Source organism: Plantactinospora alkalitolerans, from assembly GCF_015690345.1.
Lineage (GTDB): Bacteria > Actinomycetota > Actinomycetes > Mycobacteriales > Micromonosporaceae > Plantactinospora > Plantactinospora alkalitolerans.
Genome location: NZ_JADPUN010000342.1, coordinates 17,004 through 41,769, shown reverse-complemented (window position 1 = coordinate 41,769; position 24,766 = coordinate 17,004). Strand labels below are relative to the sequence as shown.

The window sequence follows — 24,766 nt, the reverse complement described above, 5'->3', positions numbered from 1 at the left end:
GTCCGCGATGCGTTGACGTCGACGGATGAGAGAGGCGTTGTCGCGGACCGGTGCGGGGTGCGTTGTCTCGACCGATGAGGACGGTGGCGCCGCCCCGGTCGGTCTGGTTGGGTGTCCGCATGTCTGGCTTTGAAGATCCCGCGTTCTTCGGCGACCGGTGGGCGGCCGTCTACGACGAGCGGACCGAGATCGACCCGGCCGCGGCCGTGGAGTTCCTCGTCTGGCAGACCGGCAGCGGCCACGGCCGCGCCCTGGAACTGGCGATCGGGACCGGCCGGGTCGCGCTGCCGCTCACCGCCAGGGGAATCGAGGTCGAGGGCGTCGAGGCGTCCCAGGCGATGGTCGACCGGCTGCGCGAGAAACCGGGCGGGAATTCGATACCGGTCGCGATCGGTGACATGGCCGACGTTCCGGTGACCGGGCCGTACGGACTGGTGTACCTGATCTACAACACGCTGTTCAACCTCACCAGCCAGGAGCGGCAGGTCGACTGCTTCCGCAACGTCGCACGGGTACTCGATCCCGGCGGGTTCTTCGTGATCGAGTGCTTCATGCCGGACCACCTGCCGTTCGACCGGGGCCAACTCGTGCATACGAGAGCCGTTTCGGAGCACCTGGTGGACGTGTCGTTCGCCCGGCACGACTCGAGCCGGCAACGGGTGACGTACCAGCACGTCCGGCTGAGCGCGGAGGGGATGCAGCTGCATCCGGTCACGCTGAGGTACTGCTGGCCCAGCGAACTGGACCTGATGGCGCGGCTGGCCGGCCTCCGGCTGCGCGCACGCTACAGCGACTGGGACCGGCGCCCCTTCGACTCCAGCAGCGGCAGCCACGTCTCGGTCTACGAACGGGCCTGACCCGGCCCGCGCGGCGACCGCCGCGTCGTGTTCGCGGCATGTTAATCGATCCGGCACAGATGGTCATTGATGTTGGCTAAGCAACACCTGACGCCAGGTGTTGCTTGTTCCACGGCAAGCGTTGACGCACGCTGATCGCACGGTTCGGTGCCCGCCGGGCCGGCCCGGAGGCTCGGGCAAGTCCAGCGAAGGAGACTGACGATGGCGCAGACGACTCTGGAAGAGGTACGCGGCCTCGACACAGCGGAATGGACCACCGAGGAGTTCACGCCGGAAGGGCTCCAGGAGTTCCTCGAGGCGGGCTTCGGCTCCTCGGTCGCCGACGGCCTGCAGGGCTTGAGCCAGCCCTTCGCGCTGCTGCCCGCCGAGATCCGGAACTGATCGCCGGTGGCCCGGCGGCCCGCCCGGCCCGGCGTCACCGCTGCGGCCGGACGCGTCGGCGGGCCACCCGGCGGTCGCGGCCATGACAGGGGTGCGGGTTGAGACTGCGCGATCGGGTCGTCAAGGGCGGCGGTGCCACCCACGAGTTCCCGGCCGAGGTGACCTGGGAGCGGATCAGCGGTCATCTCCGCCGGATCGGTGTGACCCGGATGGCCGACCTCACCGGCCTCGACCGGCTCGGCATCCCGGTGTACAGCGCGATCTCCCCACGCTCCAACGACATCATCTCGGTCTACAACGGCAAGGGCGTCACTCCGCTCGCGGCCCGGACGTCGGCCGCGATGGAGGCGCTGGAGCGGTTCTCCGCCTGGCTGCCGGTACGTCCGGACGCGGTGGCGTCGTACTCGGAACTGAGCGCGGACGGCCGGCCGGTGCTGGATCCGCGCGAGCACAGCTTCGCGGTCGTGCCCGGTTACCGCGACGACGGGCCGATCTCCTGGGTCGAAGGCTGGGACCTGCTCAACGAGTGCGGTGTCCTGGTGCCGCACGACGCGGCGGTCTACCAGCGACGACCGCACGAGCGGACGCCGTATCCGTTGACCACCACCAACGGCCTGGCCGCCGGCAACAGCCTCGAGGAAGCGATCTGCCACGCGCTGTGTGAGCTGGTCGAGCGCGACGCGATGACGCTGGCCGAACTGATCAGCCACCGGCTCAGCCAGTCGCTGCTGCGGACGGCCGAGGCCAGGGGCACGACGGTGGACGTCATGCCGTTGGCGATGCGGCATCCCCGGGTGGACCTCTCCGGAACCCCGCCCGGGGTACAGTCCGTCGCCGACCGGTTCCACCAGGCCGGGCTCGAGGTCCGGCTGATCCGGCTGACATCCGACCTCGGCGTGCCCACGTACTTCGCGACCAACACCGAGGACTTCGGACCGACCATGTCCACGACCTTCAGCGGCATCGGCACGCATCCGAACGCCGAGGTCGCGATGATGCGGGCGATCACCGAGTGCGCGCAGGGCCGGGCGGTGGACATCCAGGCCATGCGCGAGGACCTGATCATGCCGACCGATCCCGGAAGATTCGGTAGGCCGCACGAGCGTTCGGTCATGCTCAACCGGCACGCCTGGATCTGGCAGGACCACGGCGATCAGACCGACGGCGGTACCGACGAGTCGTTGCGCAGCGACGACGTGCTGGCCGACCTCCGGTTCATCCTGGACCGGCTGAGCGCCGCCGGTATCAGCCGGGCGATCGCCGTGGATCTCTCGCCGCCGGGAATACCCGTCAAGGTGGTCCGGATGATCGTGCCTGGCCTGGAGTCCTGGGCGATCGACCGGTCGAAGATCGGCGCCCGAGCGACCGCAGCCTGGAACGCGGCGCTGCGGGAGGTGCGACGAGAGCCGGTGGTGGCCGGATGAGCGTGGTGGTTTTCCTGGGCCCGAGCCTCGATCGGGCGGACGCGGAGCGGGAGCTCGACGCCGAGTATCTCCCTCCGGTGCGCCGGGGAGATATCGACGCCCTGCTGACCCGGTCACGGCGCCCGGACACGATCGGAATCGTCGACGGACGTTTCCTGCACAGCATGGCGATCTCTCCGAAGGAGGTGCTGCGGGCGATCGACGCCGGCATCAGCGTCTACGGCTCGTCGAGCATGGGCGCGCTGCGGGCGGTCGAGTGCGCGCCGTACGGCATGGTCGGGGTCGGCAGGGTGTACGAGGAGTACGCCTCCGGCCGGGTCGACGCGGACGACGAGGTGGCGATCGCCTATGACGAGGAGACCGGTCGGGCGATGTCCGAGCCGCTGGTCAACTGGCGGATCGCGCTCGCCGCCGGGGTCGCCGCCGGCGCCGTGCCGGAACCACTGGTGCAGCGGTTCCTGGCGCTGGGCAAGGCGACCTACTTCCCGCAGCGCACCCGTGCCGGGGTGCTCCGCCTGTTGGCGGCGGAGTTCGGTAAGCCGGAGTGCGCCGGGCTGGCGGCATACCTGGCCGATCCCGCCGCCGACGCCAAACGCACGGACGCGCTGGCGCTGCTGCGGCGCATCCGCCGGAGCGGCGGACCCGAACCCAGTGCCTCCGGCGCCGGCCGGACCCGCGATTCCGGCCGCCCTAGTTGATCCCGACGGTCACCTCCGGCGGCGCCTCGTCGGCGGCCAGCAGTCCGGAGAGCCCGCCGCGCAGGAAGTCGGCGTACCACTCGGCCATGTCGCTCGCCGGTGCCGGCAGGTCCGGTTCGAGCCACCAGCTCACCGCGCCGATGAGTGCGTGTGCGGCCAGCACCGCGGCCACTCCGGTGCGCGGATCCCGTACGTCGTGCGCCGGATCCTCGCAGAGCAGACTGGTCGTCGTCTCCCGCCAGTAGCCGTGCAGCCAGTCGGCGAACCACGGGCTCTGGCGCCGGCCGAGCAGGGCGAGATACAACTGCCGGTGCTGCTCGACGTGGCCGAAGACCGCCTCCAGCGCGTACACCTGGGCCACCCGCGACCGGGCCCGGTAGGCGGTGCGCAACGCGCGTACCGGTCGGTCGAGGCCCTGCTCGACGATGGTGGTGACGAAGACGTACTTGTCCTGGTAGTGCCGATAGAACGTGGTCCGGTTGACACCGGCCCGCCCGGTGAGGTCCGCGACCGTCACGGCCTCGAAACCGCCCGCCGTGGTCAGGTCCACCAGCGCGCGGTACAGCGCCCGCCGGGTACGTGTGATCCGTCGATCGGTGTGCATCCCCCGCCTCCGACCCGGCCGTCCGTGGCCGATATCCGCAAGATAGCCAGGGTGACGGGTTTGATCAATGCGGAACGAAACTGGTTACCGGGTGGCGGCGCTACGCGGTCTCGCCACGGTCCCCGGGCGGTTGTCCTCGCCGATGACTCCTTATGACCCATCGGACTTCGCGCCGATGCCGTCGGTGGGTATCCCGGACCGGCCGCCCCCACCCCCGTAGCCGGCCGACGAACCGTTGCCCGGCATGGTGGGCTCGCCGCCCCTTCCCGGTCCTTTCCCTCCATGATCACGGCGCTGGCCGCTGGAAAGGACCTGAGCAGGCACCTCGCCAGCGGCCTACCGGTACCGTGGCACTACTTCGAGGGTTGTCACTCGTAGCCGAGATTTTCTTCGGAGTGCAGGCACCACCCGTCGTGCCGCTTGACCAGGACGAAGGCGGTGCGCTCAAAAACATCGTAGTACCCGGAATCCGAGTCGTGGCCATACGTGTACCAGAGCGCCTCGACCCGCGCCGTGTCCGGGGTCTCGCTGACGACGGTCACCGTGTCCAACGTGGACTCTTCGCCGAGTTTACCGGCTTTGGCGTTGCTGTGCGCTCTGACATAGCTGGCGCAAAAATCAGCAGGGCTCTGGTAGAGCATCCGACCTCCCTTGGCCCTGCCTCTGGTTGGCAGTTGGCGGTGCCGTCGCGTCGGGCATGCACTCCACCGTAGGGCTTGGCACAAGCGCTCGTCACGGTCGACGGCTACCGAGAGTGCCGGCAACACAGCCGCCGCCACGCCCTAAGTAACGGCAGATGAGGATACCGGCCATCAGGATGTGGTCAATCGAACACCGTGACCAGAGCCGGGACGATAGCCAGGTACTCCCACGGGTCCCGTGGGTCGTCTAGCGCCGGGACGATGAGGGAACCGGTTTGAGGTCGCGCGGCGAAAGTCACGTGCGGAGTCTGAAGCGCTCGCTGAGGTGGTGTACCCGCGTGGTCACAAGCAAACGTACTGGGCCGCTGACGCCGAATGACCTCGCGCCCGCGTCCTCGGTATGACCGTCCCCTTTGCGGCGAGTCGGCGCCGGGAGGGCATCCCAGGGAGGGCGACGAGGTTCGCCTGCCCAGTACGCCCCACCGGCGGCATGGGCCGACGGGCGGCCTGACGTCGGTGGGCTAGGCGATGCTGCGTCGACGGCTGCTACCAGCTGATCTGTACGTCGCGCATCGCGGGAAGTGGTTCCAGCCAGGCTAGGTGGCCGTCGGCAACCGCGATGGTCCGGCTTCCATCTGCGTCGGTCGCGGTCAGCCCGATGCCGGGCCGGCCCGAGGGGGCGATGCGCTGGTCGTCTTCCAGCGCGAGGTGCAGCATCGGACCGTCCACTCCGAAGGCGGCGACGGCAGCGTCGAAGGCCGGGCGTTCCTCGGCCGGCACGTGGATCCGTGTCGCGGTGTGTACCACGAGTCGCGGTAGTCCTGGCGGGAGCGTTGCCGCGAGTTTCGGGCCGACCTCGATGGAATTGCCGCGCAACACGCGTGGCGGGTCAGCCGCGACAACATCCATCGCCGCCTGCAACTGCGTGGCCTGGTACGAGTTCTCCGGCCATACGAGCGCGCGTAGCCATGCCCGGTCATCGTCGCTGGTGAGATCGGGAGGGTCGAGGTCGATGCCGACTACATCCGCGATGCGCGGCAGCTGGTCCATGTCGGGCAGAAGCTCGGCGGACGAAACCTCGGCGCGGATGTGGACCGGCGAGGTGCGGTCACCGAAGGTCGCCGTGCCCAGAGTGAACGCGTATCGATCCGCACGCAGGTTCAGGCCCGCGCTGCATCCCACCTCGACGATGCGTACGGGTGCAGCCGTCGCGCGACGCGTCAGCGCAAGACCGAGTCGTAGCACCAGAGCGCGCTGCACGTGGTTGGTCTGCACCAGGCGGGTGCCGAGTATCGAGGCAATCTGCGCGGAGTGCGCCTCGCAGAACCGAGTGAAGGCGACCCCGGCATCCGCATCGAACGGGCGTGCGGAGTCGCCGACGACCGATGCGTAGTACTCGCCCAGTGGATCGGACGTACCGCGCAACAGCAGGTAGTGAACAGCGCCGAAGAGCGCGAACGTTGGCTGCTGACCGTGCCGAGTCTGTGTCGCCAGTTCAAGCAACGCCTCGTTGTTCGCGACGACCGCAAGTAGCTGGCCATACAGAGGTGAGCTACCGAAACCGCGTGCCGTGCGGAACGCATCTGCCACGGCTCTGATGTCACACACAACCCCGACCGTATGGGAGCCGAGTACCCGGCCGCGATGTGACGGTGAGCACCGAGATCTGCACGCACTCTTCTCGGCATTATGCAGGTAATCCTTGTCAAGTTGATCATGATGCTTGTTGGTCGAGGTCGTCGAGGAGCCGGGTGAGCAGGTCGACACGGTGGGTCTGGTTGTTGGCGGCGGCGTGGTCGTGCTGGCGTTGCGGGGTGGGCCGGAACTCGATGCTGGTCTGGAAGAAGGTGCAGGTCTCGCAGATGGCCTCGAAGGCGCAGTCGAGTTCGAGTGGGCGGGTGCAGTAGCCGTTGCCGAGTAGGCGGTGGTGTTCGCGGCGGAGTCGGGCCATGCGGGGTCCGATGGTGTCGGCGGGTAGAGGTCCTCCTTGCCGGCTTTGTTGATCAGCCGGGTGACGGTGTGCCGGTCGAGCGGGCGGCCGTTCTCGCGGGGCAGCAGTAGCGGGTTGTCGGCGTGGACGTGGGCGTTGCGGTAGTCACCGATCAGGGCCCGGCGCCTCACCGACCACGGCGAAGAACACCTTCAGGTCATACGCGACCGCGACCACAGTGTTCGGCCGCGACCGCACCGACAGGAACTCCAGACAGGCGTCCAGCAACGGCACACCGAACCGGACAACAAGATCACCAGCAGCAGTCCCCGACCGCCGCAGCACAAGATCGACCCAGACGGACATGCAGGAACCTCTCCATCGAACCCACCACCAACACCGGCAATGAGTCAACGACGATTACCTGCATATCAAGCATGATGGCGCTCCGAGCGGCCCGGCAGACGACTGGGTCGGGCCTACAGATGGTTACGGACGGTCACGAGCCGCCGCGCGTGTCTGCGGCAGATCCGGATGTTTGAGCACCGAGCGACGCCATATCGATAGCGGCGCTATCTGGATCTCGCTACTGTGCTCGCCACGGAACGGCCGAGGCGAGCAGAGGTGCGAATGACGCTGGCGCTCAAGGGTTCTCGGAAGATCACGGTGGACGGCGTGATCTACCGCTGGTCGGTTCGGCGTAGACCGACCTACTGTCAAGCGCTCGGCTGGTCACCGCTGACCTTCGTTGTCGAGCGTGCGGAGCAGCCAGGCGCGCTGATGGTGGCATCGCTGCCTTGCGCTCATCCCAGCAACTGGCTCGGAATACCGAGCCAGCCGGTGTTGCCGGGGACGGTGGCGGTAGGCGTTCGCCAGGCCCTGGCCGCCGGTTGGCAGCCGTCCCGCCGGGGGCCGGCCTTCGAGTTGCTGCTGCCCGACCTGTCGCACGGGCGCTGACAGCCGTACCGCCGGGCGCTGCGCGAATCGCGGCAGAAGCGTGCACCTGGCTTTGTGCCCCGCCCGTGGGAAAACGCTGGACCATCCCGGCGTCGCGCAGTATGACGACGTGGATGACCGAACAGGCGCACGTCCTGGACAACCCAGTGTGGGCGGCGGCGACCGGCGCCCACAGCCACCTCGTCGAGGTAACCGGCCAGGCGGCCCGCTACCACCCGGACGTCACGCCACTCGCGGCTCTCCGCTGCGACCCGGACGAGCGCGCGTGGGCTGATCTGACCGCCATCGCCGCGTCGGGTGACGTGGTCGGGCTGGCGGGCGTCACCGCCACTCCGCCGCCGCACTGGGAGATCGTCGACACGGTCCCGGGCGTGCAACTCACCGGCACCTCCCTGCGCGCTTCGTCCGACCCCGAGGCGGTGCGACTCAGCCCCGCCGACGTCCCCGAGATGCTCCACCTGGCCGCCCGCACCGGGATCGGCCTATTCGGCGCCCGGGCCATCGAACTCGGCACGCACCTCGGCATCCGCCACGACGGCCGGCTCGTCGCCATGGCCGGCGAGCGCGTGCGGCCACCCGGCTGGACCGAGATCAGTGCCGTCTGCACGGACGCCGACCACCGCGGCCAGGGACTGGCCACCCGGCTGATCCGCGCGGTCGCCGCCGGTATCCACGCGCGCGGCGAGACCGTCTATCTGCACGCGGCGGCAAGCAACACCGCCGCGATCCGCCTCTACGAGGCCATCGGCTTCACGCCGCGACGCACCACGACCTTCCGCCTGGTTCGGATACCAGACCAGGCCTGACCTCCCGGAACTTCGCTACCGAACTCGCTACCGCCGTCGATGCGTGCGGCGAGTCCACACTCAAAAGAACAGCCCGAGCGGCTGCCCACACCGGATGAGCCATCGATTGCCAGGTAGCACGAGTCGACGATGTGCCAGCAGCAACCCAACCGCAACAGCAGGTCGTCGTGGACGCCACCGCTGTCCACCCGGTCCACGCCGATGTCGACCTCGATCACACCCATCCCGCCAACCGCACCAACCCGAAGATGAACAGAACGACGGCCCCAGCACAGCAACGACTATGCATCCGCTCATCGGCGGCTCCGGGCCTCGACCGGTACGAGAGGCCGGCTACCAGACGTGACAGCTCCCGTCAGGGTCGTGCGCACGCCCCGCGGCAGATCGCTCCCGTCAGGGTCGTGCGCACGCCCCGCGGCAGATCCGGATGGTGGCCAGCGAACTCGGTTGCCGATCTGTCGATGCCTGTGACACGGTGCAGATCCCCGACCTCCGCTCCGAGGCCCAGATGACGATCTACTTCTACGGTGCCGACGAGGTTCCGTTCGGCTGCTTCTCCAACTTCTCCGGCCACGGCTTCGACCTCGACGGCCACTGGTGGACGACCTCCGAGCACTATTTCCAGGCCCAGAAGTTCCCCGGTACCCGTCACGCCGAACTCATCCGGCGGACGGCGACCCCGTTGCGGGCCGCCGAGCTGGGCCGCGACCGGTCCTGGCCGCTGCGCCGCGACTGGGAACGGGTCAAAGACGACGTGATGCGCCGGGCCGTGACGGCCAAGTTCACCGCCCACGCCGACATCCGTGCCATCCTGTTGGACACCGGCGACGAGGAGATCGTCGAGGACACCAGCACTGACCACTACTGGGGACGCGGCCGAAGTGGCACCGGCAAGAACATGCTCGGACGGATCTTGATGCGCACCCGCACCCAGCTACGCGCCGACCTCACCCAGAACGCCAACACCCAGGGCCGCCGACAGCGGCGATAGCACTGAGCGCATCCATCGCGAACGCGCCGTCTGCGGCAGATGAGTGCGCCGGAGGTCCCACCCGTGCCGAACCGGCTCGCCGGGCGGTTCCGGCGAGCGTGAGTGGGGTTCACCGAGGCGGCGTGGCTGGTAGCGCTAATTGCGTTTGATGCGAGCCTCGTCACGACCTACGGTGCTGCGGATGAGACTGCGCCACGTAACCATCGATTGCACGGACCCCTACGAGATAGCCACGTTCTGGAGCCGGTTGACCGGCTGGCCGATTTCCAAGATCGATCAGCCTGGCGACGAGGAGGTGCTCGTCGAAGCGCCGGACCCGGTGCCGGGTCTGCTGTTCGTTCGGGTCCCCGAGCCGCGCTCAGCCAAGAACCGGGTCCACCTCGACTGGAAGCCCGACGGGCGGTCCCGCGACGAGGAGGTCGAGCGAGCCGTCAGCCTCGGCGCGACGATCTACGAGGACCATCGGGGTCCAGAGGATCGTGGCTGGGTGACCCTGCATGACCCCGAGGGCAATGAGTTCTGCATCGAACGGGAATGATTTCACGAGCGGTACATCAAGACCGAATGCACTCAATTCGACACGAGCGTGCACGTGGGGCGCGGCCGAGAACGAGGCTCGGATTACGGACGGTGACCGCCGTGCAGCCGGCCAACGCACCGGTCGGCGGCAGATCCGGATACTCGATCAGCGTGAGCGCCGGACGCCGGGATGGCCGGATGCGCTGCTCCCCCGCACGGCGGGTCAGGCCCGGATCCGCAGGTAGAGAAAGCTACATCGCCTGACGAGAGGAACGGTTGGCTTGCCGGCAGGGATGATTGGGGTTGTCGAGACTCGGATCGTCTGTTGTCGGGAAGCACCCGTTCGGTGAAGAGGATGCGTGGTTTGGCAGGCCGGGTGAGGACGCTCAATGAACATTCGCGTCACTACAACGGTCGGCGCCCCATCGGGCGCTGCAGTTGCAGCCCAACGATCCGACCGTCCCGTCGTTGACCTGACCCACCGGCGGATCAAACGCCGGCCCCACCTTGTGGAGGGGCGACGCCATCGTAGGCACTGGTGACGGTCCTGAGGAGCTCGACATTGCTCGGGTAGGTCGCCGAGAGGAGTTCGCGTATTACGGGTTCACGGTCGTAGTCGTCGGCCAGACGTAAGCCGAGGATGACGTTGGCCATCATGCCGGCGGCGAGGGTCTGACTGGCTTGTTCGGGTGTGAGATCGCCGCGGTTGACGAGCACTCGGTAGACGCGGAGGAAGCCGTCTCTGGCGAGTGGCCCGATCTCCGGATCGGTGCCGGCGGTGAAGGCGTGCGCGAGGCAGAGTTGCAATCCCTGCTCCTTGAACAGTTGAAGGTAGGCGACGCCGATACGCGGTGCGAGGTCGCCAGCTGCGTCGTCGTCGATCGTCTGCTCGAACACCTCGACCACTCTGTCGAGCGCGTGCTCGATCGCGGCTCGGATGAGCGCGTCTTTGCTGCCGAACAGGGACACCACGTAGGGCTGGCTCACGGCGGCCTCGCGGGCGATGTCTGCCGTGGTGGTTGCGGCGAAGCCCTTGCTGCCGAAGATCCGGATCGCCGCAGCGAGCACGGAGGCGCGTCGCTGGGACGAGGAGTTTCGTTTCTGACCCATGGTTGACATGTTATCAATCAATCAATAACCTTTGCGCTGCGCTGCCGATCCGGCCACCTCGGCGGGAGCACCGCCGATCGCGGCGATCGGCTCCAGCCGTGCTTTTCATGTGCGGTGTCACGTCGCGGATGCTGCGGCACAGCTCGCCGATGGGGCGTGACACTGTGCAGTCCGGCACGATGAGAGGACCGGGTATGGACGTGCTGATGTTCGCCACCGTCGCGGTGCTGGGGTTCACGGCGTGCGCCGAGTTCGGCTCCTATGCTTTTGTGCATCCGGTGGTCAAGCGTCTGGCGCCGCGTGACCACATCCAGGTCGAACAGGGTCTGCTGCGTACCTTCGGGATTGTGATGCCGGTACTGATGACGGCTTCGCTCGTGCTGGCTATCAGCTACGCGGCCCGCCCTGATGGGGCGGGGTTGCCCGAGGTGTTGCGTTGGGTTGCGGCCGCGACCTGGGCCACGGGCATCGTCACGACCGTGCTCGTGAACGTGCCGATCAACCTGTCCACACTGCGCTGGGACAAGGATTTCCCTCCGGAGCGCTGGCAAGAGCGCCGTAACCGCTGGGAGTGGTTTCAGGGATACCGTTCGTGGGCCTATCTCGCGGCCTTCCTGCTCGTCGCTCTCTCGGTCGCCACGGTCGGCTGAGAGAGTGTTGGGTTACCCGTTGACCACGTGAAGTGAGTTGACGGATCCGTTGTGGTGTAGGGGATTACAGAAGCGGATACCGGATCAAAATGCGACCGGCTTGCCGACGGTCAGTCGCGGTCAGTACCCGCCTGGCTTGGGATGCGGTGCCCGTGGGACGAGGTGGCGTGGTCTTCGTGGTCGTCGTCTACCTCGTAATCTTCCGTACCAGGACGGCCCGTCATGAGGCGCCTCATGACACTTCAGGTCAGGAGTTCGCGGGCCAGGGCCTCGGTCCACCAGCGCTCGACTTGATCGGGTTGCCAGCCGCGTTCGCCGGTCAGTGTGGTGTAGACGTCGATGTTGCAGATCGCCGCATAGATATCGACGGCCGACCGTATGTCCAATCCTTGCCGGAGAACGCCGCCCGGCCACGACGAGAACACCTGGATCCTGGTCTCGTCCCCCCGCTGACGGCCGGCGTGGTAGACGCTCGCCAGCTCGGGCTCGGTGCGGCCCGCCTCGCGCACGAGCGTGATGACGTCACCGGCGCGCTCGAAGAGACGCCGGTCGTAGCCGGCCATCGCCGCGAGCTGCCGCACCGGATCGTTCCCGGCCTCTTCCAGTTCGGCGAGCGACTGCGATGGATTCGCGGCGATGTCTGCCGCGTCGGCCAGGGCCTGGATCAGCCCGGTCTTGTTCCCGTACACCGCGTAGACGGTCGGCACCGAGACCCCGGCCTCCCGCGCCACGTCACGTACCGTGGTCGCCGCCCAGCCCCGGGAGAGGAACAGCCGACGAGCGGCGCTGGCGATCTCACCCCTGGTCTCTGCCGCTTGCGCCGCCCGGCGCAGCGACTCGTACCTGCGCCTACCTGTCTCGGCGGTCAATGGCTTGCCTCCTTCAGTTTTCGGGCGTTATATTGAATATATGTTGCGTAAACTCGACGTCGGAAGCACCTGGACGTTCTCGCGGATCGCCGGACTCGCCGGACTCGGCTTCGCCATCCTGATCGCCTCCACCAACGCCTTCCTGGTGCCAGCCGGCCTGCCCCACACCGGCGCTGAGACCAACGACGTTGTCCAGTTTTTCACCACCCAACAGAACACCGTCGGCCTCGCGTCAGCACTCGCCCCGATCGCCTGGGTGCTGGCCACCCTGTTCGGCGCCGGCGCGGTCTCCGTGCTGTGGCGTTCCGACCTCGAGCAAGGCACAGCCTGGTCCCTGGTCGGGTTCGCCGGGGTGATCATGCAGAACATCACCTTCACCGGCGTGATGGCCACCCGGCTCGCGCTCGCGTCAACGACCCCGCAGGACAGCAGCACAATCGCCGGACTCTGGGCACTACACAACGCGCTGTTCATCTTCAACGGCACCTTCCTGGCACTGGCCATGACCGGCCTGTCCATCAGCGGCCGACGCGCCGGCCTGATCCGCCGCTGGCACAGCGGGATCGGTTTGCTTGCCGCCGCACTCCAGTTCGGCTCGGCCGTGCTGAGCCCTCTGGCCATCGACGACCCCGGTACGGTCGGTCTCCTCGGCCTTGTCGGCTGGCTAATCTGGGTCGTGTGGATCGTCGCCTACGGCATCACCCTGATCCGCCCGACATCCGTTCCCATCCAGGCGATACCGAATAACCGACGCACCGGTCCCGTTGAGTCATTTCGATCAGACCATCGGCAGGCCGATCTACCCGACGGCCAGCGTCGCCATCCAGCACAGCAGCGCGTCGAACCGCCGGAGAGCGCGCAGGCATAGACATCCGCTCATCGGCACGAGCGTGCGTCTGACAAACTCAAAGATGGCGTACGGAGAGTGACGGGGCGCCGGTGTCCAGCGCGCCCGCTCGGCGGCAGAACAGTGTGTCGACGGCTCCACACTCTCGCGGCCGCTTGTGATCAGCGTGCAACGACGACGGTGCGTACGACGCCATCAGCAGGTCTCGGATGCTCGGTCGAAAGCCTAACCAGATCACACCCGGTAGTACTGCACGACGCAGAACTCGTTGTCCTCCGGGTCGGTCATGACGAGGACTGCGCCCTCCTGGTAGTCATGCCGTTCACCTGTCCACCGCCCGCCCAACATCCCGATCCGATCGACCGCTTCGTCAACGTCGGTAACGGCGATGTCGAGGTGTAGTCGCGTCTTGCCAGCCTTGGGCTCCGGGACCGGCTGGAATGTCAGCACCGGGCCGCCCGCGGCGACAGTGACGCGCCGCCAGCCGGGAAGAGACTCCGTCACGCGTCCTCCAAGTACCACGGACCAGAAGTCAGCCAGTCGCTGCGGATCCCGGCAGTCGACCGTGACTCCGGCAAGTCGGCCCAGTGTCTCCACGACACCGACCATAGCGACGATGTGCAGCCCGCTCCCACTGTGGCGCACTCATCTCGGCAGTTCCGGACGTCGACCGACCCGGAGGCCGGGCCACGGAGCGTGACCGCTCCGGCCGGATGGCGCACCGGTAGCGGCAGATCCGTGCGTCTGATCTTGGTTGAACGGCCGGCGTGCCGCGAGTGCCGGTCAACGGCCGGTCTGGGGCGAGGATGTCCTGCGCCGGCGGGGACATGGCCGGCTGGGGCCATGGCCGACCTACCATGCACGGCATGACAACCGCAGCCGACGATTCGATCCATCCGTTTCGCATCGCCATTTCACAACGCGATCTGAACGATCTCCATGAGCGTCTCGACCGCACCCGCTGGCCGGACGAACTGCCCGGTGTGGGCTGGGTATACGGGGTCCCGCGCGACTACCTCAGGGAACTCGCGCGCTACTGGCGGCACGACTACGACTGGCGGTCTGCGGAGGCCGAACTGAACCAATGGCCGCAGTTCATCACCACAATTGACGGTGCGAATATTCATTTCGCTCACCTCCGGTCGCCCGAACCGGACGCGACTCCACTGCTCATGACGCACGGCTGGCCAGGATCGATCGTCGAATTCGCCGGGGTCGTCGGCCCGCTCACTGACCCCGGTGCGCACGGCGGCGACCCCGCCGACGCGTTCGATCTGGTGCTCCCGAGCATCCCGGGATTTGGCCTGTCGGGGCCGACGACGCAGACCGGCTGGGAGTTCAAGCGGGTGGCCGCCGCGTTCGCCCTGCTCATGGAACGTATCGGATACGAGCGATACGGGGTGCAGGGCGGTGACTGGGGATCAATCATCTCCCGAGAGCTCGGCCGCACCCGACCCGACCGGGTCATCGGCGTGCATCTCAACCTGCTGCCCAACTCGTTCCAGCCCCAGGAACCCGACCCGCACGAGCTGGCGGCGCTGAGCCCGAACGAGCGCGAGCGCACGCTGGCCTCCTGGGAACGCATCAAGGCCTGGAGCCGCGAGCGTCAGGGATACGCCGACATCCAGGCCACACGGCCCCAGACGCTGGCATACAGCTTGACCGACTCGCCAGTGGGCCAACTGGCCTGGATCGTCGAAAAGTTCAAGGAGTGGACCGACTCGAAGGACTGCCCAGAGGACGCCGTCGACCGCGACCAGATGCTCACCAACGTGATGCTCTACTGGCTGACCGGAACGGCCGGCTCGTCCGCCCGCATCTACTACGAACGCGCGCACGCCGACTACTGGGGCAAGCCCCCCGAACCGTCGACGGCACCGACCGCGCTGGCCGTCTTCCCGCAGGACAACTTCATTCCGCTGCGGCACATCGCGGACCGTACGAACAACATCGTGCAATGGACGGAGCACGATCGCGGCGGACACTTCGCAGCGATGGAGCAACCGGGACTCCTCGTCAACGACATACAACGGTTCTTCCGGACGCTTCGCGAGACCGAGATCGCACCCGTCTGACGGCCCCAGAATCGCTACCAGCGATATGCCTCGACCCTTGATTTCATGAGGCTCCAACGCGCCGGCGGCGGCGCTGGCCGACCGCCGTCAGCCGGAACCGCAGGAACGAAGTAACCGGCGGCTGTACCTGCAGGCCACCCGATCAGCACGTGAGTTGCTGACTGGATCGGCGAACGGGCTCTGGCGCTGATGCACGGTCATCGGCACGAGCGTACGTTCGACAGCTGGACGATGACCTACGGAGAGTAATGGGGCGCCGGGTCCAGCGCGCCGCCCGGCGGCTATGAGCGAGCGTGCCGGGCTGCTGACGCGTATCAGATGGAGGGACCGGGGGTAGGAGGAGCACAAGGGGCGACTTCAGGGGAGGGCGTCATCATGGTTCGTACCGCGATCGTCACCGGCGCCGGCGATGGATTGGGACGCGAGATCGCGCTTGGCCTTGCCCACGCGGGTTACGGCATCGTCGTAGTCGATCTCGACGAGCGAGCCGCGCAGGTCTGTGGCGGCCTGATCGAGGCACGCGGAATGCCGGCACAAGCGGTAGGCGCCGACGTACGAGAGCACGAAGGCCTGGTCCGTATCGTGGCGGCGGCGCAGCATCTCGGCGGTCCTCACGTGCTCGTCAACAACGCCGGCGGCTGGACCCCGCGGCAACAGTATCCACAGGCGACCGCTGCGGAGTGGGCCGCGACGATCAGTCTGAACCTCACCGCCCCGATGCTGCTCAGCCAACTCGTTCTGAGCCCGATGCGGGAACACGGTGGTGGCGCGATCATCAACATCGCATCCAGCGGTGGCATCGGCTTCAGGCCCTACGGCTCGCCGGAGTACGGGGCCGCCAAGGCTGGTCTGATTCGCTTCACCGCCAGTCTCGCAAACCTGGAGGACAGCCACCGCGTCCGGATGATGTGCGTAGCGCCAGGCTGGATCGGGCTACGCCGAGCCCAGGACCAGTGGGAGCGCATGAGTACCGACGAACGCGCGGCATCTGGCCCCCTGATTCCTCCGGCCGAGGTTGTCTCCGTCGTCATGGATCTCATCCGAGAGGGGATCGGTGGAACCGTGGTGGAAATGTGGGGAGGCAGTCGGCAGGTCGTACACACTCCGTAGACCGCATGTGGGGCATCCGCTATTCGACACTTCCGGACGTCGACCGACCCGGAGGCCGGGCCACGGAGCGTGACCGCTCCGGCCGGATGGCGCACCGGTAGCGGCAGATGAGTGCGCCGGAGGTCCCACCCGTGCCGAACCGGCTTGCACCTCGTCGGTACTTCGACGTCACTTCTCCATAGCGCGATCGATTCCTGTGCCCAGGTGTCGGTTGATGGTGGCTTGTTTATGGCGGCGGGTGACGGGCCGGTATTCGCGGTCAGCACTCGTCGGTTGTCTCGTCACCCGTCGCCTCGACGAATGTGCGGAGCAGTCGCTCCAGTTCGCGCCGCTGCTCGGAGGTCAGGGCGCCGAAGATCTCGTCGCTGATCTCTGCCTGCAGGATGCTGAGGTTCTCGGCTCGGCTGGCGCCGAGTCCGGTGAGGACCAGCTTGAAGGCGCGCCGGTCGGTCGGGTCGACCACCCGCGAGACTAGACCGTCGTTGGCCAGGCTGTCGGTGATCGGCGTGAGAGCGCGGGCTGTCACACCAAGCCGCTTGGCCAGGTCCCCCATCCGACTGTCCGGCTCAGCGGCCAGCGCCAGCAGCAGGCGCACACTCGCTGCGGACAGCCCGGACTCAGCAAAGCGGGCCTGCCCCAGTCTGGAGAAGGTTCGCCAGGACCGGCCAAGCAGTTCGCCGAGACGAACCGCGTCGCTGTCTCCAGTCTGCGGGCGGCTTGACACTCGACACCTCCATCGGAATACTCTGCATGAGAATAGTGAACTAGGTAAGTTTTACCTAGTTCATCAACAGCATACCGGCTCACCGTCGACACGAAGGAGTGCCATGTCAACCGAGCCAACGCCGAACCGGCCCGCGCCTGTGATTCTGGTCATCGGCGCGACGGGTAACCAAGGCGGCGCGGTCGTCGACGCACTGCTGCGCACCGGCGCCTGGACCGTTCGCGCCCTCACCCGCGACCCCGCCGGCCGCGCGGCCCGCGCCCTGGCCAAACGGGGGGTCACGATCGCAGCCGGCGACATGGACGACGCGGGATCACTGAAGGGGGCGATCTCCGGCGCGTACGGCGTGTTCAGCGTGCAGAACAGCCGCACCGCCGGCCGTTCCGGTGAAGTCCGCCAGGGCAGGAACGTCATCGACGCCGCAGAGGCAGCCGGCAGCCGGCATCTCGTCTACACCTCGGTGGGCGGCGCCGAACGCGTGCGCGGCATCCCCCACTTCGACACCAAATGGGAAATCGAACAACACCTCCGCACGACCGGCCTCACCTGGACGATTCTGCGGCCCACCACGTTCACCAGCGTCTTCACCCTGCGCGGCGCCAGCGTCGGCCTGAGCATGATGGCCGCTGCCCTCGGCCCGACCAAAACCCTCCAGACGATCGCGGTACCCGACATCGGTGTCTTCGCCCGACTCGCCTTCGAACGACCCGAGCAGTTCGCCGGACAAGCCCTCGAACTCGCCGGCGACGAACTCACCATCGCGCAGATCGCCCAGACCCTGCGCGGCGCGGGTCGCCGCATCCGCTACACCCGCCTGCCGAAGCCCTTACTGAAGCTGGCAGGCCCCGAGGCTAAAATGCTGTTCTGGTTCGGTGAAACCGGCTATGCAGCCGACATCCCCGCACTCCGCCGGATCCATCCCGGACTCCTGACACTCGACCAATGGCTCACCCAACCGCAGGACTGACCGGCATCCGCCCGATCCGACCACCCGCGCCGGTCCACAGTCCGACCACCAATATAGAAGAGCCTGACGTAAAGGCTTGCCGACAGCAACGTCCCCGTCGGTACCCCAACACCCGACCAACCCGCATGATCGAGTGCGCGCTCTTCGGCAGTTCCGGACGTCGACCGACCCGGAGGCCGGGCCACGGAGCATGACCGCGCAGGCTGGATGGCGCGCACGGGTGGCGGCAGATCCGGGCGCCTGATCTTGGCGAGCCGTATGGCAGGCAGGAAGGCGCCGCCGATGGCTCGGCTCGGCGGCGTTGCGTTCTGGGTCATCAGCCGATCGGATGACTGAAGGCGATGGTCGTCTATTTCCATGTGCGACGGACACCCTGCGACACTTAGGAAGGAGGCATGACCAACGAGGTGACCGTTCCCCTGCTGCCGTGCGAGTCCTATGGCTCCTGTCTCGTACTCACCGCGGACATCGAGGGACTACACCGGGCATTCGCAGCCGGCATGCGCGCCACGTACGGCAAGGGACTGGTGTCCGGAACGCCGCGGATGACCCGGCCTAGGCGCGGAAGAACGCACAGGTCCGTGTCGCGCAGATCAGCGTTCCGCAGATCGCATCCGGCAAACCGTGCTCCCCTCATGGAAGCGCCTCGGAGGTTGGCTCCTCGGAAGTCGCAGAGCTTGAAGAAGTGCTGGTCAAAGCTCCGGTGCCGCAAGTCGAGGCCCGCGAACGACTGTTTCGTAGCGCCGGGGAGATCACTCATTCGGTGATCTTAACGCGACTACTGAATGTCATGCATCTGCGTTTTCTGGCCTTCCACGACAAGCGCTCTTCTCGACATGATCGGATGTCGGCTGTCGGCCTATCCGCCACGCGTCAGCAGCCGATTGCGCTGTGCCTTGCCGGAGTCCGTTCATTCGCGCAGTTGGCTCCTAACTCAAGGCTTTGGATGTGAAGGTTTCCGCCAGCTTCGGGTCCCCGAAAAGCGTGATCACGACGATCCCTTCCTCGGCGACAGTCAGCACTGCCACACCGAAGGGCTCGTCGCGGAACCACGCCACCGCGGCCGGCTGACCGTTCGCTTCGGTCGCGACCATCCGCCATTCCCCCGGAGCGCCCATCGCCGGTGTCGCGAAGGCCAGGCACGCCTCACGACCGACGTACGAGCTCGGGGAACCGACCGGCACGATGGCCGCGTCCGCGCGCAGCACTTCGCGGAAGGCTTCGGCGTCGGACGCCTCCCAGGCGGCCATGTATCCGGCGAGCAACGCCCTGGCCCGGGGCGAGGCGGCGTCCAGCACGTCGTCGCGGGCCGGAGCCGCCTCGGCGAGCCGGGCCCTGGCCCGCTGGAGGGTGCTCTTCACGGCCGGTACCGACATGCCCAGCGCCTCACCGGTCTCGGCGGCGGAGAACGTCAGCACCTCTCGCAACAGCAGCACGGCACGCTGCTGCGCAGTGAGATGTTGCAACCCGGCCACGAAGGCGAGCCGCACGCTCTCCCGCGCGATCACCAGGTCGGCTGGGTCCGTCGGGAACGGCTCGAGCTCCACACCGAGGTCGTCCGGTCCGAGACCGGACGAGAGCGCGCGCCGCCCGTGGCCCGCGATCAGGGTGAGGCAGACATTCGTGGCGATCCGGTAGAGCCAGGTGCGCAGCGACGAACGCCACTCGAAGGTCTCCCACCCGCGCAGAGCCCGCACGTATGTGTCCTGCACGACGTCCTCGGCTTCGTGATAGGCGCCGAGCATCCGGTACGCGTGGGCGAGCAACCCTCGACGTTCCGCCTCGAACGCCTCGGTCAGAATCCCAGCTTCGGGCGCACCCATGCGGCCAACCTCCCGATCGCCTCGTCGGCAACCGGTGAGCGCCCGGCGGCCATCTGGAACGTGTGCAGTTGGCCATCGAAGACTTCGAGTCGGGCGTCGGTCAGCTTCGCCAGGCGCTCGCTGTCACCGCGACCGCTCTCGTCGCTGCCGCACTGCACGTACACCGGCGGCAGAGCTGACAGGTCGGCGTGAAAAGCGTTGACATCCGGCGCCAGGCCGCTTGTCCCCTCGGGCAGATACTGCTGAACGAGACCCTGCACCATCGGCCGGGTGAAGAACAGGTCGGTGCCGGCGTTCTCCTCGTACGAGGTCGCGGTCTGCGCCGGGTCCATGTCGATCCACGGAGACAGCAACAACAACGCGGCCGCGCCAGGGTCGCGGAGGGCGACCTGCACGGCCAGGCCGCCGCCGGAGGAGTCACCGGCCAGCGCCAGTGCCGCGGTGCGCGCCCCTGCCCACCGGAACGCCGTGACCGCGTCCTCGATCTGCGCCGGGTAGCGGAACTCGGGAGCCCGCCGGTAGGTGGCGAGCAGCACCCGTACGCCGGCCGCCTTCGCGAGGTGCCCGTACATCTTGCGGTGGGTATACAGCGACCCGCCCACGAAACCCCCACCGTGCAGCGCGACGATCGCCCGGTCGAGGTCGGCGCCGTGTGGGACGAGCCACATCGCCGGCACACCATCCGCCGACACCTCCGCGTAGTCCACGCCGCGCGGCTCGGCCGTCACGTCGCCCCACTGGTCGTCCTCGCCCATGTCCCCAACCGCCCAACGGGCGTACATCTTCCTGATCGCGTCCATGCCAATACTGACCCCGGACGTGCTCGAAAGGAATCGCGAGGCCGGTCGTGACGCTCACCCTGCATCAGCCTCGGCCCGCCTGATCCAGTTCGGTGGCGCCTCGTGATGCCGGCGACGCACCGTCCGTACCGAAACCCCCACCAGCCCGTCGCCGACCCCCTGCAATCGACCGCTGGTCGGCCCGTGTGCTGTGTGCGGTCAGGAAGGCCGGCACGTCCGACGCGACGACCCCGGCAGGCGGCTTACCGACCAGCGCGAAGAAGACCTTCAGGTCGTACGCATACCTGGATATCAAGCAGATCCGAGTAGCTGATCAACCGGCCCGCTCGCGCTGTTCGAGCCAATGGCGGACTGCGGCAAGGTCGGCGTCGGTCAACCCTTGGTACGGGTCGACACGGCGCAGCAGCGCCGGCTGCGGGTGGTTCGCGGCGACCCAACGCCGATCGGCGTCCGTGGTCTCATCGTCCAGCCAGACGAACGGACGTCCGACCGCCCAGCGCGTAACTGGCGCGGTCTTCCAATGCACGCCGTGCCGCGGTTCCTCCTCCTCCGGCCAGTCGACGACGCGCAGTGCGGGAAGGCCGAGCCGGGGCGCGACGACTTCGTTCGCCTCCGCCGCCCACGTGCTCGCCCAGACCAGTTCCCCGCGCAGGGCGAGCAGGCGCTCGCCATCGGCCGGATCGAGCCGATCCAGCAGCGGATTGCCGAGCCCGTCGGCGGCATCCGGCACTCCGCCGTTCGAGCCGCGTGTCCGGGCCTTCCGTGCCCGGAACGGGATCAGCACGCCGTCGATGTCGACAAAGATCAGCGGTTGCGTGGCGTCGGCTTGCACCCCCGGAACCGTACCCGCGCGGTCGACGACGATGTTCCCGCCGTTGTTGTGTGGCGGGTCAGTTCGGCCAGCGCGGACGCTGGAGTTCGGCGGCGTCGGCGGGCGAGGGCTCGATGCTGTCCTACAGGTCCATCGCGTAGACCCGGACCTGGCGGCCGGTGTCCGGCTGCACCGTCTCGCGCTCCAGCGACATGCCCAACTTGACCGTCACCCGCGCGGACGCCTCGTTGCCGACGACATGGATGCTATCGGACTGGCGACGCACTTCTACGCGAAACCTCAGCGCATCGCGGCGGCAGCGGCACCTGAACCGGGCCGCCGGGACATTCATCCTGTCCGCCGCCCGGACCAGAGCACTACTGGCCACGGTCCGGCCCCGAGACACGGTCGACAAGGCCGGCGCCGGGTCTCCGGCCGGAGACGCCCGCGTACCGGGCCAGCCAGCCCGTCGCCTTGTGGTCGCCGCGCCAGGTGAACACCGCCGTACCACCACCCGCCGTCAACGCGGCCGGTACCTGCGCGGTGCCCCGGCGCAGCGGCCTCAGGTGGTACCCGGTCTCGTTCCCGTTCCAGACGACGAGTACGGACGACGCCGGGCCCTCGGCCACCACGCGTGCGTCGTCGGTGGTGATGGAGACGTTGCAGGCCCGTTCCCGGAGGAGCTCCTGATATCCGGCGTCGTCGAGTTCGCACAGGGCCGGTCGCGGCCCTGGGCGCCAGTCGGGTGCCGGGTAGCCGCGCGCGGTCGCGGCCTCCCACATCCGGGGCACCAACTCCGGCAGGTGGGAGGCCGTCGCCATCTGCTCACACATCCACAGGAGCCGGCCGGCACCGCGCCGTGGCTGGCAGCGGCGCCAGCGGATGCGGCGGCCGAGATCGGCGGCGACGATCGCGATCCACGGATGCACGGTGCCCAGTAGCCCCTGGCTGGCGAGCCAGTGCAGGTAACGCGGGGCCTCCTCGAGCACCGGGTAGATCGCGGCGGCGGGTACCCCGGCGATGTCCCGGGTGCTGCGCCCGAACATCTCGGGGCTGTTGGCGGCCGTGAGGAGTGCCGCCCGCGCCAGGTCGCCCCGCTGTGGATCGGCCGCCTGCTCCGGCGCGGCCGAGCCGTCGTCGTGGCGGCCGCCATCGCCGTGCAGCACCCTTCCGCGCGCCGCGACGAGGTTCGTCACGGCGGCCTTCCCGTCGTCCCCGACCGACGCCTGCGCGAGCTTGGGAACGTGGATGGCGAGGATGTCGATCAGGATCTCCTCGGCGTGGTCGGCGTCGGTGGGTGTGGCCAGCGCCCCGACGGCGACCCTCAGCGCGTGGCCGATGGTGCTGGGGACCATGAGCCGGGCCGTGAGCGAGCCGAGATCCGTCGCGGTGAGGGCGCCCTTGTCGTCGTCGTTCTGCGGTTCCCGCTCGACCAGACCGGCGTCGTCGAGGAACCGGACGGCCGCGTGGAGTGCGTCGAGACTCCGGTTGCCCTGGTGGAACGCGAGGGTCTGGACCCACCACTGTTCGGCCTCGCCGATCGTGCGGACGGTGCCCCGGACCATCTCGCCGAGCAGATGGTCCGGCAGGCTCGCGTGGATCTGCGACCGTACCCGGTTTCCGGCGACGAGGCGGGCCTGCCACTGCGCACGCTCGTCCTGGTCCGTGATCAGAAACGCGGCGCCCTCGCGTTCGCCGGTGCCGACCCGGCCCGCGCGGCCGAACATCTGCTGAACGATCGCGACGTCGAACGTACCCAGCCCCACCTGGGTGTCGCGGACCACGACCGCACGCGCCGGAAGGTTGACCCCGGCGGCCACGGTCGGGGTGGCGACGAGTACGTCGAAGCGCCGTTCCCGGAAGGCGCGTTCGGCGTCGTGCCGGTGGTCCCAGCCCTTGTAGTGCAGTCCGATCCCGGCGGCGGCGCAGGTGTCGTGGACCCGCTGGACGTCGTCGGGGTGCACACCGGTGACGCTGGCTCCCCGCCCGGCGGCGATCACCAACGCGGTCCGCCGGACGTTGCGTTTGCTGCCGCAGAAGACCAGGACACTGCCGCCGGTCCCGGCGACCTGGTGGGTGATGGCCGCGGCGAGTCTGGTCCGGGTGGCGTCGGTGACGTTCCAGTCGGCGTGCCCCGTGATCATGGGGAGTTGCCAGCTGAGTTGGCTGGCCCGCCACGACACCTGGATCAGCGCGGCACGCAGCCAGTCCGCGATCTCGTCCGCGTTGCTCACCGTCGCGGAGAGTCCGACTACGCGGACGCTCGATCCGATGTCCCGGATGCGGGCGAGCAGGGCTTCGAGGGTCGAGCCGCGGGCGTCGTCGCCGAGGAGGTGGATCTCGTCGACGACGACGCAGCCGACCGCGTCGATCGCGTCGCGCAGGCTCGAGGTCCTGGACACCGCTTCGAACTTCTCGGTCGTGGCCACCCAGAGCCGTGCGTGCCGCAGTCGTTCCACGTCGATGGCGTGTTCGCCCGACAGCCGCTCCACGGGAACGCCCTGGCGGCGCCAGGCGTCGAGTTCCCGGTCGAGTTCGTCGGTGAGTGAGCGCTGCGGCACGAGCCACACCGCACGGCGTCCCTGGTGGAGCATCGCCTTCAGGGTGGCGGCCATGCCGATGATGGTCTTGCCGGCGCCGGTCGGCGCGACGACGACGAGGTTCCGGTCGCTGCCCAGGACCGCGGGAATCACCTCGGCCTGGGCGGGGTTCAGGGTCGGATGCGCGACGAACCGCGCCCAGTCCGTCGGAAGGATGTCCGCGACGGGAGTCGGCGGCCGGGGCTCGATGCCGGGGGCGTGGGTGTGCCACAGCAGCGCGAAGGCGTCCCGGGCGGCTCGGGCGGCTGCTCCGGAGCTGCGCACCATGCCGCGCCGGCCGCCGCGGACGAGTGCGCATGGTTCGCTCTGCGCGACCAGTGGTGTCGGCGTACCCGGACCCGGATCGTGGACGAATTCCGTTTCCAGCAGGAAGGGAACCCGGCGGACCTGCGCGCCACCGGCCTCCAGCGCCTCGGCGAGTGCCGTACAGCGGTCGTCGGCGGGGAGCAGCACCCGGATGTCGGCGCCGGGTGGGATCTCCGGCAGCGGCACGGCGGGATCGGCGATCTTCAGCCACAGGATGGGTCGTGGACGCCCGTCTCCTGGATCCATGAACCCGTGCCGCTCCACTC

28 protein-coding genes and 2 pseudogenes are annotated in these 24,766 nt (G+C 68.2%); 15 read left to right on the top strand and 15 right to left on the bottom strand.

The features are described from left to right. The first annotated feature begins 119 nt into the window (after nt 1-119). The 4 genes from I0C86_RS36625 to I0C86_RS36610 all read left to right on the top strand — a co-directional run bounded on the left by I0C86_RS36625 (nt 120) and on the right by I0C86_RS36610 (nt 3,360). Entirely contained in the window at nt 120-857 is a 738-nt protein-coding gene (locus tag I0C86_RS36625) for a class I SAM-dependent DNA methyltransferase (protein WP_196205889.1), read from the top strand. A gap of 201 nt (nt 858-1,058) precedes the next feature. Next, nucleotides 1,059-1,238: a hypothetical protein gene (locus I0C86_RS36620; protein WP_196205888.1), complete on the top strand. Its 180-nt coding sequence runs from the start codon at nt 1,059-1,061 to the stop codon at nt 1,236-1,238. A 98-nt stretch (nt 1,239-1,336) separates the two neighbouring features. Then, a complete protein-coding gene (locus I0C86_RS36615) occupies nt 1,337-2,662 on the top strand; it encodes a YcaO-like family protein (RefSeq protein ID WP_196205887.1) in 1,326 nt (441 codons plus the stop codon). Further along, on the top strand, nt 2,659-3,360 hold the full coding sequence (locus I0C86_RS36610; RefSeq protein WP_196205886.1) for a TfuA-like protein: 702 nt from the start codon (nt 2,659-2,661) through the stop codon (nt 3,358-3,360). The genes I0C86_RS36615 and I0C86_RS36610 overlap by 4 nt, the downstream gene beginning before the upstream one ends. Here I0C86_RS36610 and I0C86_RS36605 read toward each other — a convergent pair. From I0C86_RS36605 to I0C86_RS36585, 5 genes are all read right to left on the bottom strand, one after another. Beyond that, nucleotides 3,353-3,964 (bottom strand): TetR/AcrR family transcriptional regulator, encoded by a 612-nt coding sequence (locus tag I0C86_RS36605; RefSeq protein WP_196205885.1) that lies wholly within the window; start codon nt 3,962-3,964, stop codon nt 3,353-3,355. The two genes, I0C86_RS36610 and I0C86_RS36605, sit on opposite strands and share 8 nt — an antisense overlap. A 368-nt stretch (nt 3,965-4,332) precedes the next feature. Continuing rightward, the gene (locus tag I0C86_RS36600; protein ID WP_196205884.1) at nt 4,333-4,605 is read right to left on the bottom strand and encodes a hypothetical protein; all 273 of its coding nucleotides are present in this window, start codon (nt 4,603-4,605) and stop codon (nt 4,333-4,335) included. Nucleotides 4,606-5,151: 546 nt separating this feature from the next. Next, complete coding sequence (locus I0C86_RS36595) at nt 5,152-6,195, bottom strand: DUF2332 domain-containing protein (RefSeq protein ID WP_196205883.1); 1,044 nt, start codon at nt 6,193-6,195, stop codon at nt 5,152-5,154. Nucleotides 6,196-6,319: 124 nt separating this feature from the next. After that, nucleotides 6,320-6,556, bottom strand: a complete 237-nt coding sequence (locus I0C86_RS36590) for a hypothetical protein (protein ID WP_196205907.1) — start codon at nt 6,554-6,556, stop codon at nt 6,320-6,322. 144 nt (nt 6,557-6,700) lie between these two features. Beyond that, nucleotides 6,701-6,901 (bottom strand): hypothetical protein, encoded by a 201-nt coding sequence (locus tag I0C86_RS36585; RefSeq protein WP_196205882.1) that lies wholly within the window; start codon nt 6,899-6,901, stop codon nt 6,701-6,703. Between the two features lie 264 nt (nt 6,902-7,165). Between I0C86_RS36585 and I0C86_RS36580 the strand changes: the two genes are divergently transcribed. The 4 genes from I0C86_RS36580 to I0C86_RS36565 all read left to right on the top strand — a co-directional run bounded on the left by I0C86_RS36580 (nt 7,166) and on the right by I0C86_RS36565 (nt 9,827). Beyond that, nucleotides 7,166-7,492: a hypothetical protein gene (locus I0C86_RS36580; protein WP_196205881.1), complete on the top strand. Its 327-nt coding sequence runs from the start codon at nt 7,166-7,168 to the stop codon at nt 7,490-7,492. A gap of 113 nt (nt 7,493-7,605) precedes the next feature. Further along, the gene (locus I0C86_RS36575) at nt 7,606-8,298 is read left to right on the top strand and encodes a GNAT family N-acetyltransferase (RefSeq protein ID WP_230395392.1); all 693 of its coding nucleotides are present in this window, start codon (nt 7,606-7,608) and stop codon (nt 8,296-8,298) included. Nucleotides 8,299-8,773: 475 nt separating this feature from the next. After that, complete coding sequence (locus tag I0C86_RS36570) at nt 8,774-9,289, top strand: NADAR family protein (protein WP_323374069.1); 516 nt, start codon at nt 8,774-8,776, stop codon at nt 9,287-9,289. A gap of 181 nt (nt 9,290-9,470) precedes the next feature. Continuing rightward, nucleotides 9,471-9,827 carry a VOC family protein gene (locus tag I0C86_RS36565; protein ID WP_196205879.1) on the top strand — a complete coding sequence of 119 codons (357 nt, stop codon included), beginning with the start codon at nt 9,471-9,473 and terminating at the stop codon, nt 9,825-9,827. Between the two features lie 470 nt (nt 9,828-10,297). Here the strand turns inward: I0C86_RS36565 and I0C86_RS36560 are convergent, their stop codons facing one another. Further along, nucleotides 10,298-10,918, bottom strand: a complete 621-nt coding sequence (locus I0C86_RS36560; RefSeq protein WP_196205878.1) for a TetR/AcrR family transcriptional regulator — start codon at nt 10,916-10,918, stop codon at nt 10,298-10,300. 194 nt (nt 10,919-11,112) lie between these two features. Between I0C86_RS36560 and I0C86_RS36555 the strand changes: the two genes are divergently transcribed. Continuing rightward, nucleotides 11,113-11,568 (top strand): DUF1772 domain-containing protein, encoded by a 456-nt coding sequence (locus I0C86_RS36555; protein WP_196205877.1) that lies wholly within the window; start codon nt 11,113-11,115, stop codon nt 11,566-11,568. 242 nt (nt 11,569-11,810) lie between these two features. Here the strand turns inward: I0C86_RS36555 and I0C86_RS36550 are convergent, their stop codons facing one another. Beyond that, nucleotides 11,811-12,341 (bottom strand): TetR/AcrR family transcriptional regulator, encoded by a 531-nt coding sequence (locus tag I0C86_RS36550; RefSeq protein ID WP_323374071.1) that lies wholly within the window; start codon nt 12,339-12,341, stop codon nt 11,811-11,813. On the opposite strand from I0C86_RS36550, the gene I0C86_RS36545 reads away from it, so the two are divergent. Next, nucleotides 12,310-13,305 carry a hypothetical protein gene (locus I0C86_RS36545; protein ID WP_323374072.1) on the top strand — a complete coding sequence of 332 codons (996 nt, stop codon included), beginning with the start codon at nt 12,310-12,312 and terminating at the stop codon, nt 13,303-13,305. The genes I0C86_RS36550 and I0C86_RS36545 overlap by 32 nt on opposite strands. A 213-nt stretch (nt 13,306-13,518) precedes the next feature. Here the strand turns inward: I0C86_RS36545 and I0C86_RS36540 are convergent, their stop codons facing one another. Beyond that, entirely contained in the window at nt 13,519-13,893 is a 375-nt protein-coding gene (locus I0C86_RS36540) for a VOC family protein (RefSeq protein ID WP_196205874.1), read from the bottom strand. 257 nt (nt 13,894-14,150) lie between these two features. On the opposite strand from I0C86_RS36540, the gene I0C86_RS36535 reads away from it, so the two are divergent. Together I0C86_RS36535 and I0C86_RS36530 are read left to right on the top strand one after the other, a co-directional pair. After that, nucleotides 14,151-15,359: an epoxide hydrolase family protein gene (locus tag I0C86_RS36535; RefSeq protein ID WP_196205873.1), complete on the top strand. Its 1,209-nt coding sequence runs from the start codon at nt 14,151-14,153 to the stop codon at nt 15,357-15,359. Between the two features lie 375 nt (nt 15,360-15,734). Beyond that, nucleotides 15,735-16,469: an SDR family NAD(P)-dependent oxidoreductase gene (locus tag I0C86_RS36530; RefSeq protein WP_196205872.1), complete on the top strand. Its 735-nt coding sequence runs from the start codon at nt 15,735-15,737 to the stop codon at nt 16,467-16,469. A gap of 259 nt (nt 16,470-16,728) precedes the next feature. Here I0C86_RS36530 and I0C86_RS44095 read toward each other — a convergent pair whose 3' ends face one another. Then, nucleotides 16,729-17,193 (bottom strand): MarR family winged helix-turn-helix transcriptional regulator, encoded by a 465-nt coding sequence (locus tag I0C86_RS44095; RefSeq protein ID WP_196205871.1) that lies wholly within the window; start codon nt 17,191-17,193, stop codon nt 16,729-16,731. A 103-nt stretch (nt 17,194-17,296) separates the two neighbouring features. On the opposite strand from I0C86_RS44095, the gene I0C86_RS36520 reads away from it, so the two are divergent. Both I0C86_RS36520 and I0C86_RS44090 read left to right on the top strand, forming a co-directional pair. Next, the gene (locus tag I0C86_RS36520) at nt 17,297-18,160 is read left to right on the top strand and encodes an NmrA/HSCARG family protein (protein ID WP_196205870.1); all 864 of its coding nucleotides are present in this window, start codon (nt 17,297-17,299) and stop codon (nt 18,158-18,160) included. 395 nt (nt 18,161-18,555) lie between these two features. Further along, nucleotides 18,556-18,720, top strand: a pseudogene (locus I0C86_RS44090) (VOC family protein); the annotation flags it as partial. Between the two features lie 26 nt (nt 18,721-18,746). Here the strand turns inward: I0C86_RS44090 and I0C86_RS45645 are convergent. Continuing rightward, nucleotides 18,747-18,920: pseudogene (locus I0C86_RS45645) on the bottom strand (pentapeptide repeat-containing protein); the annotation flags it as partial. On the opposite strand from I0C86_RS45645, the gene I0C86_RS36510 reads away from it, so the two are divergent. Further along, nucleotides 18,846-19,112 (top strand): hypothetical protein, encoded by a 267-nt coding sequence (locus I0C86_RS36510; protein ID WP_196205906.1) that lies wholly within the window; start codon nt 18,846-18,848, stop codon nt 19,110-19,112. The pseudogene I0C86_RS45645 and the gene I0C86_RS36510 overlap by 75 nt on opposite strands. On the opposite strand, the gene I0C86_RS36505 is transcribed toward I0C86_RS36510, so the two are convergent. The 5 genes from I0C86_RS36505 to I0C86_RS36485 form a co-directional block, all read right to left on the bottom strand. Next, nucleotides 19,090-19,983 (bottom strand): RNA polymerase subunit sigma-70, encoded by an 894-nt coding sequence (locus I0C86_RS36505; RefSeq protein WP_196205868.1) that lies wholly within the window; start codon nt 19,981-19,983, stop codon nt 19,090-19,092. The genes I0C86_RS36510 and I0C86_RS36505 overlap by 23 nt on opposite strands. After that, nucleotides 19,956-20,783 (bottom strand): alpha/beta hydrolase fold domain-containing protein, encoded by an 828-nt coding sequence (locus tag I0C86_RS36500; RefSeq protein WP_196205867.1) that lies wholly within the window; start codon nt 20,781-20,783, stop codon nt 19,956-19,958. The genes I0C86_RS36505 and I0C86_RS36500 overlap by 28 nt, the downstream gene beginning before the upstream one ends. Nucleotides 20,784-21,096: 313 nt before the next feature. After that, on the bottom strand, nt 21,097-21,615 hold the full coding sequence (locus I0C86_RS36495) for an HAD domain-containing protein (RefSeq protein WP_407676389.1): 519 nt from the start codon (nt 21,613-21,615) through the stop codon (nt 21,097-21,099). Nucleotides 21,616-21,736: 121 nt separating this feature from the next. After that, nucleotides 21,737-21,880 (bottom strand): hypothetical protein, encoded by a 144-nt coding sequence (locus I0C86_RS36490; RefSeq protein ID WP_230395391.1) that lies wholly within the window; start codon nt 21,878-21,880, stop codon nt 21,737-21,739. Between the two features lie 91 nt (nt 21,881-21,971). Beyond that, nucleotides 21,972-24,746 carry a DEAD/DEAH box helicase gene (locus I0C86_RS36485; RefSeq protein ID WP_196205866.1) on the bottom strand — a complete coding sequence of 925 codons (2,775 nt, stop codon included), beginning with the start codon at nt 24,744-24,746 and terminating at the stop codon, nt 21,972-21,974. Nucleotides 24,747-24,766: the final 20 nt, after the last annotated feature.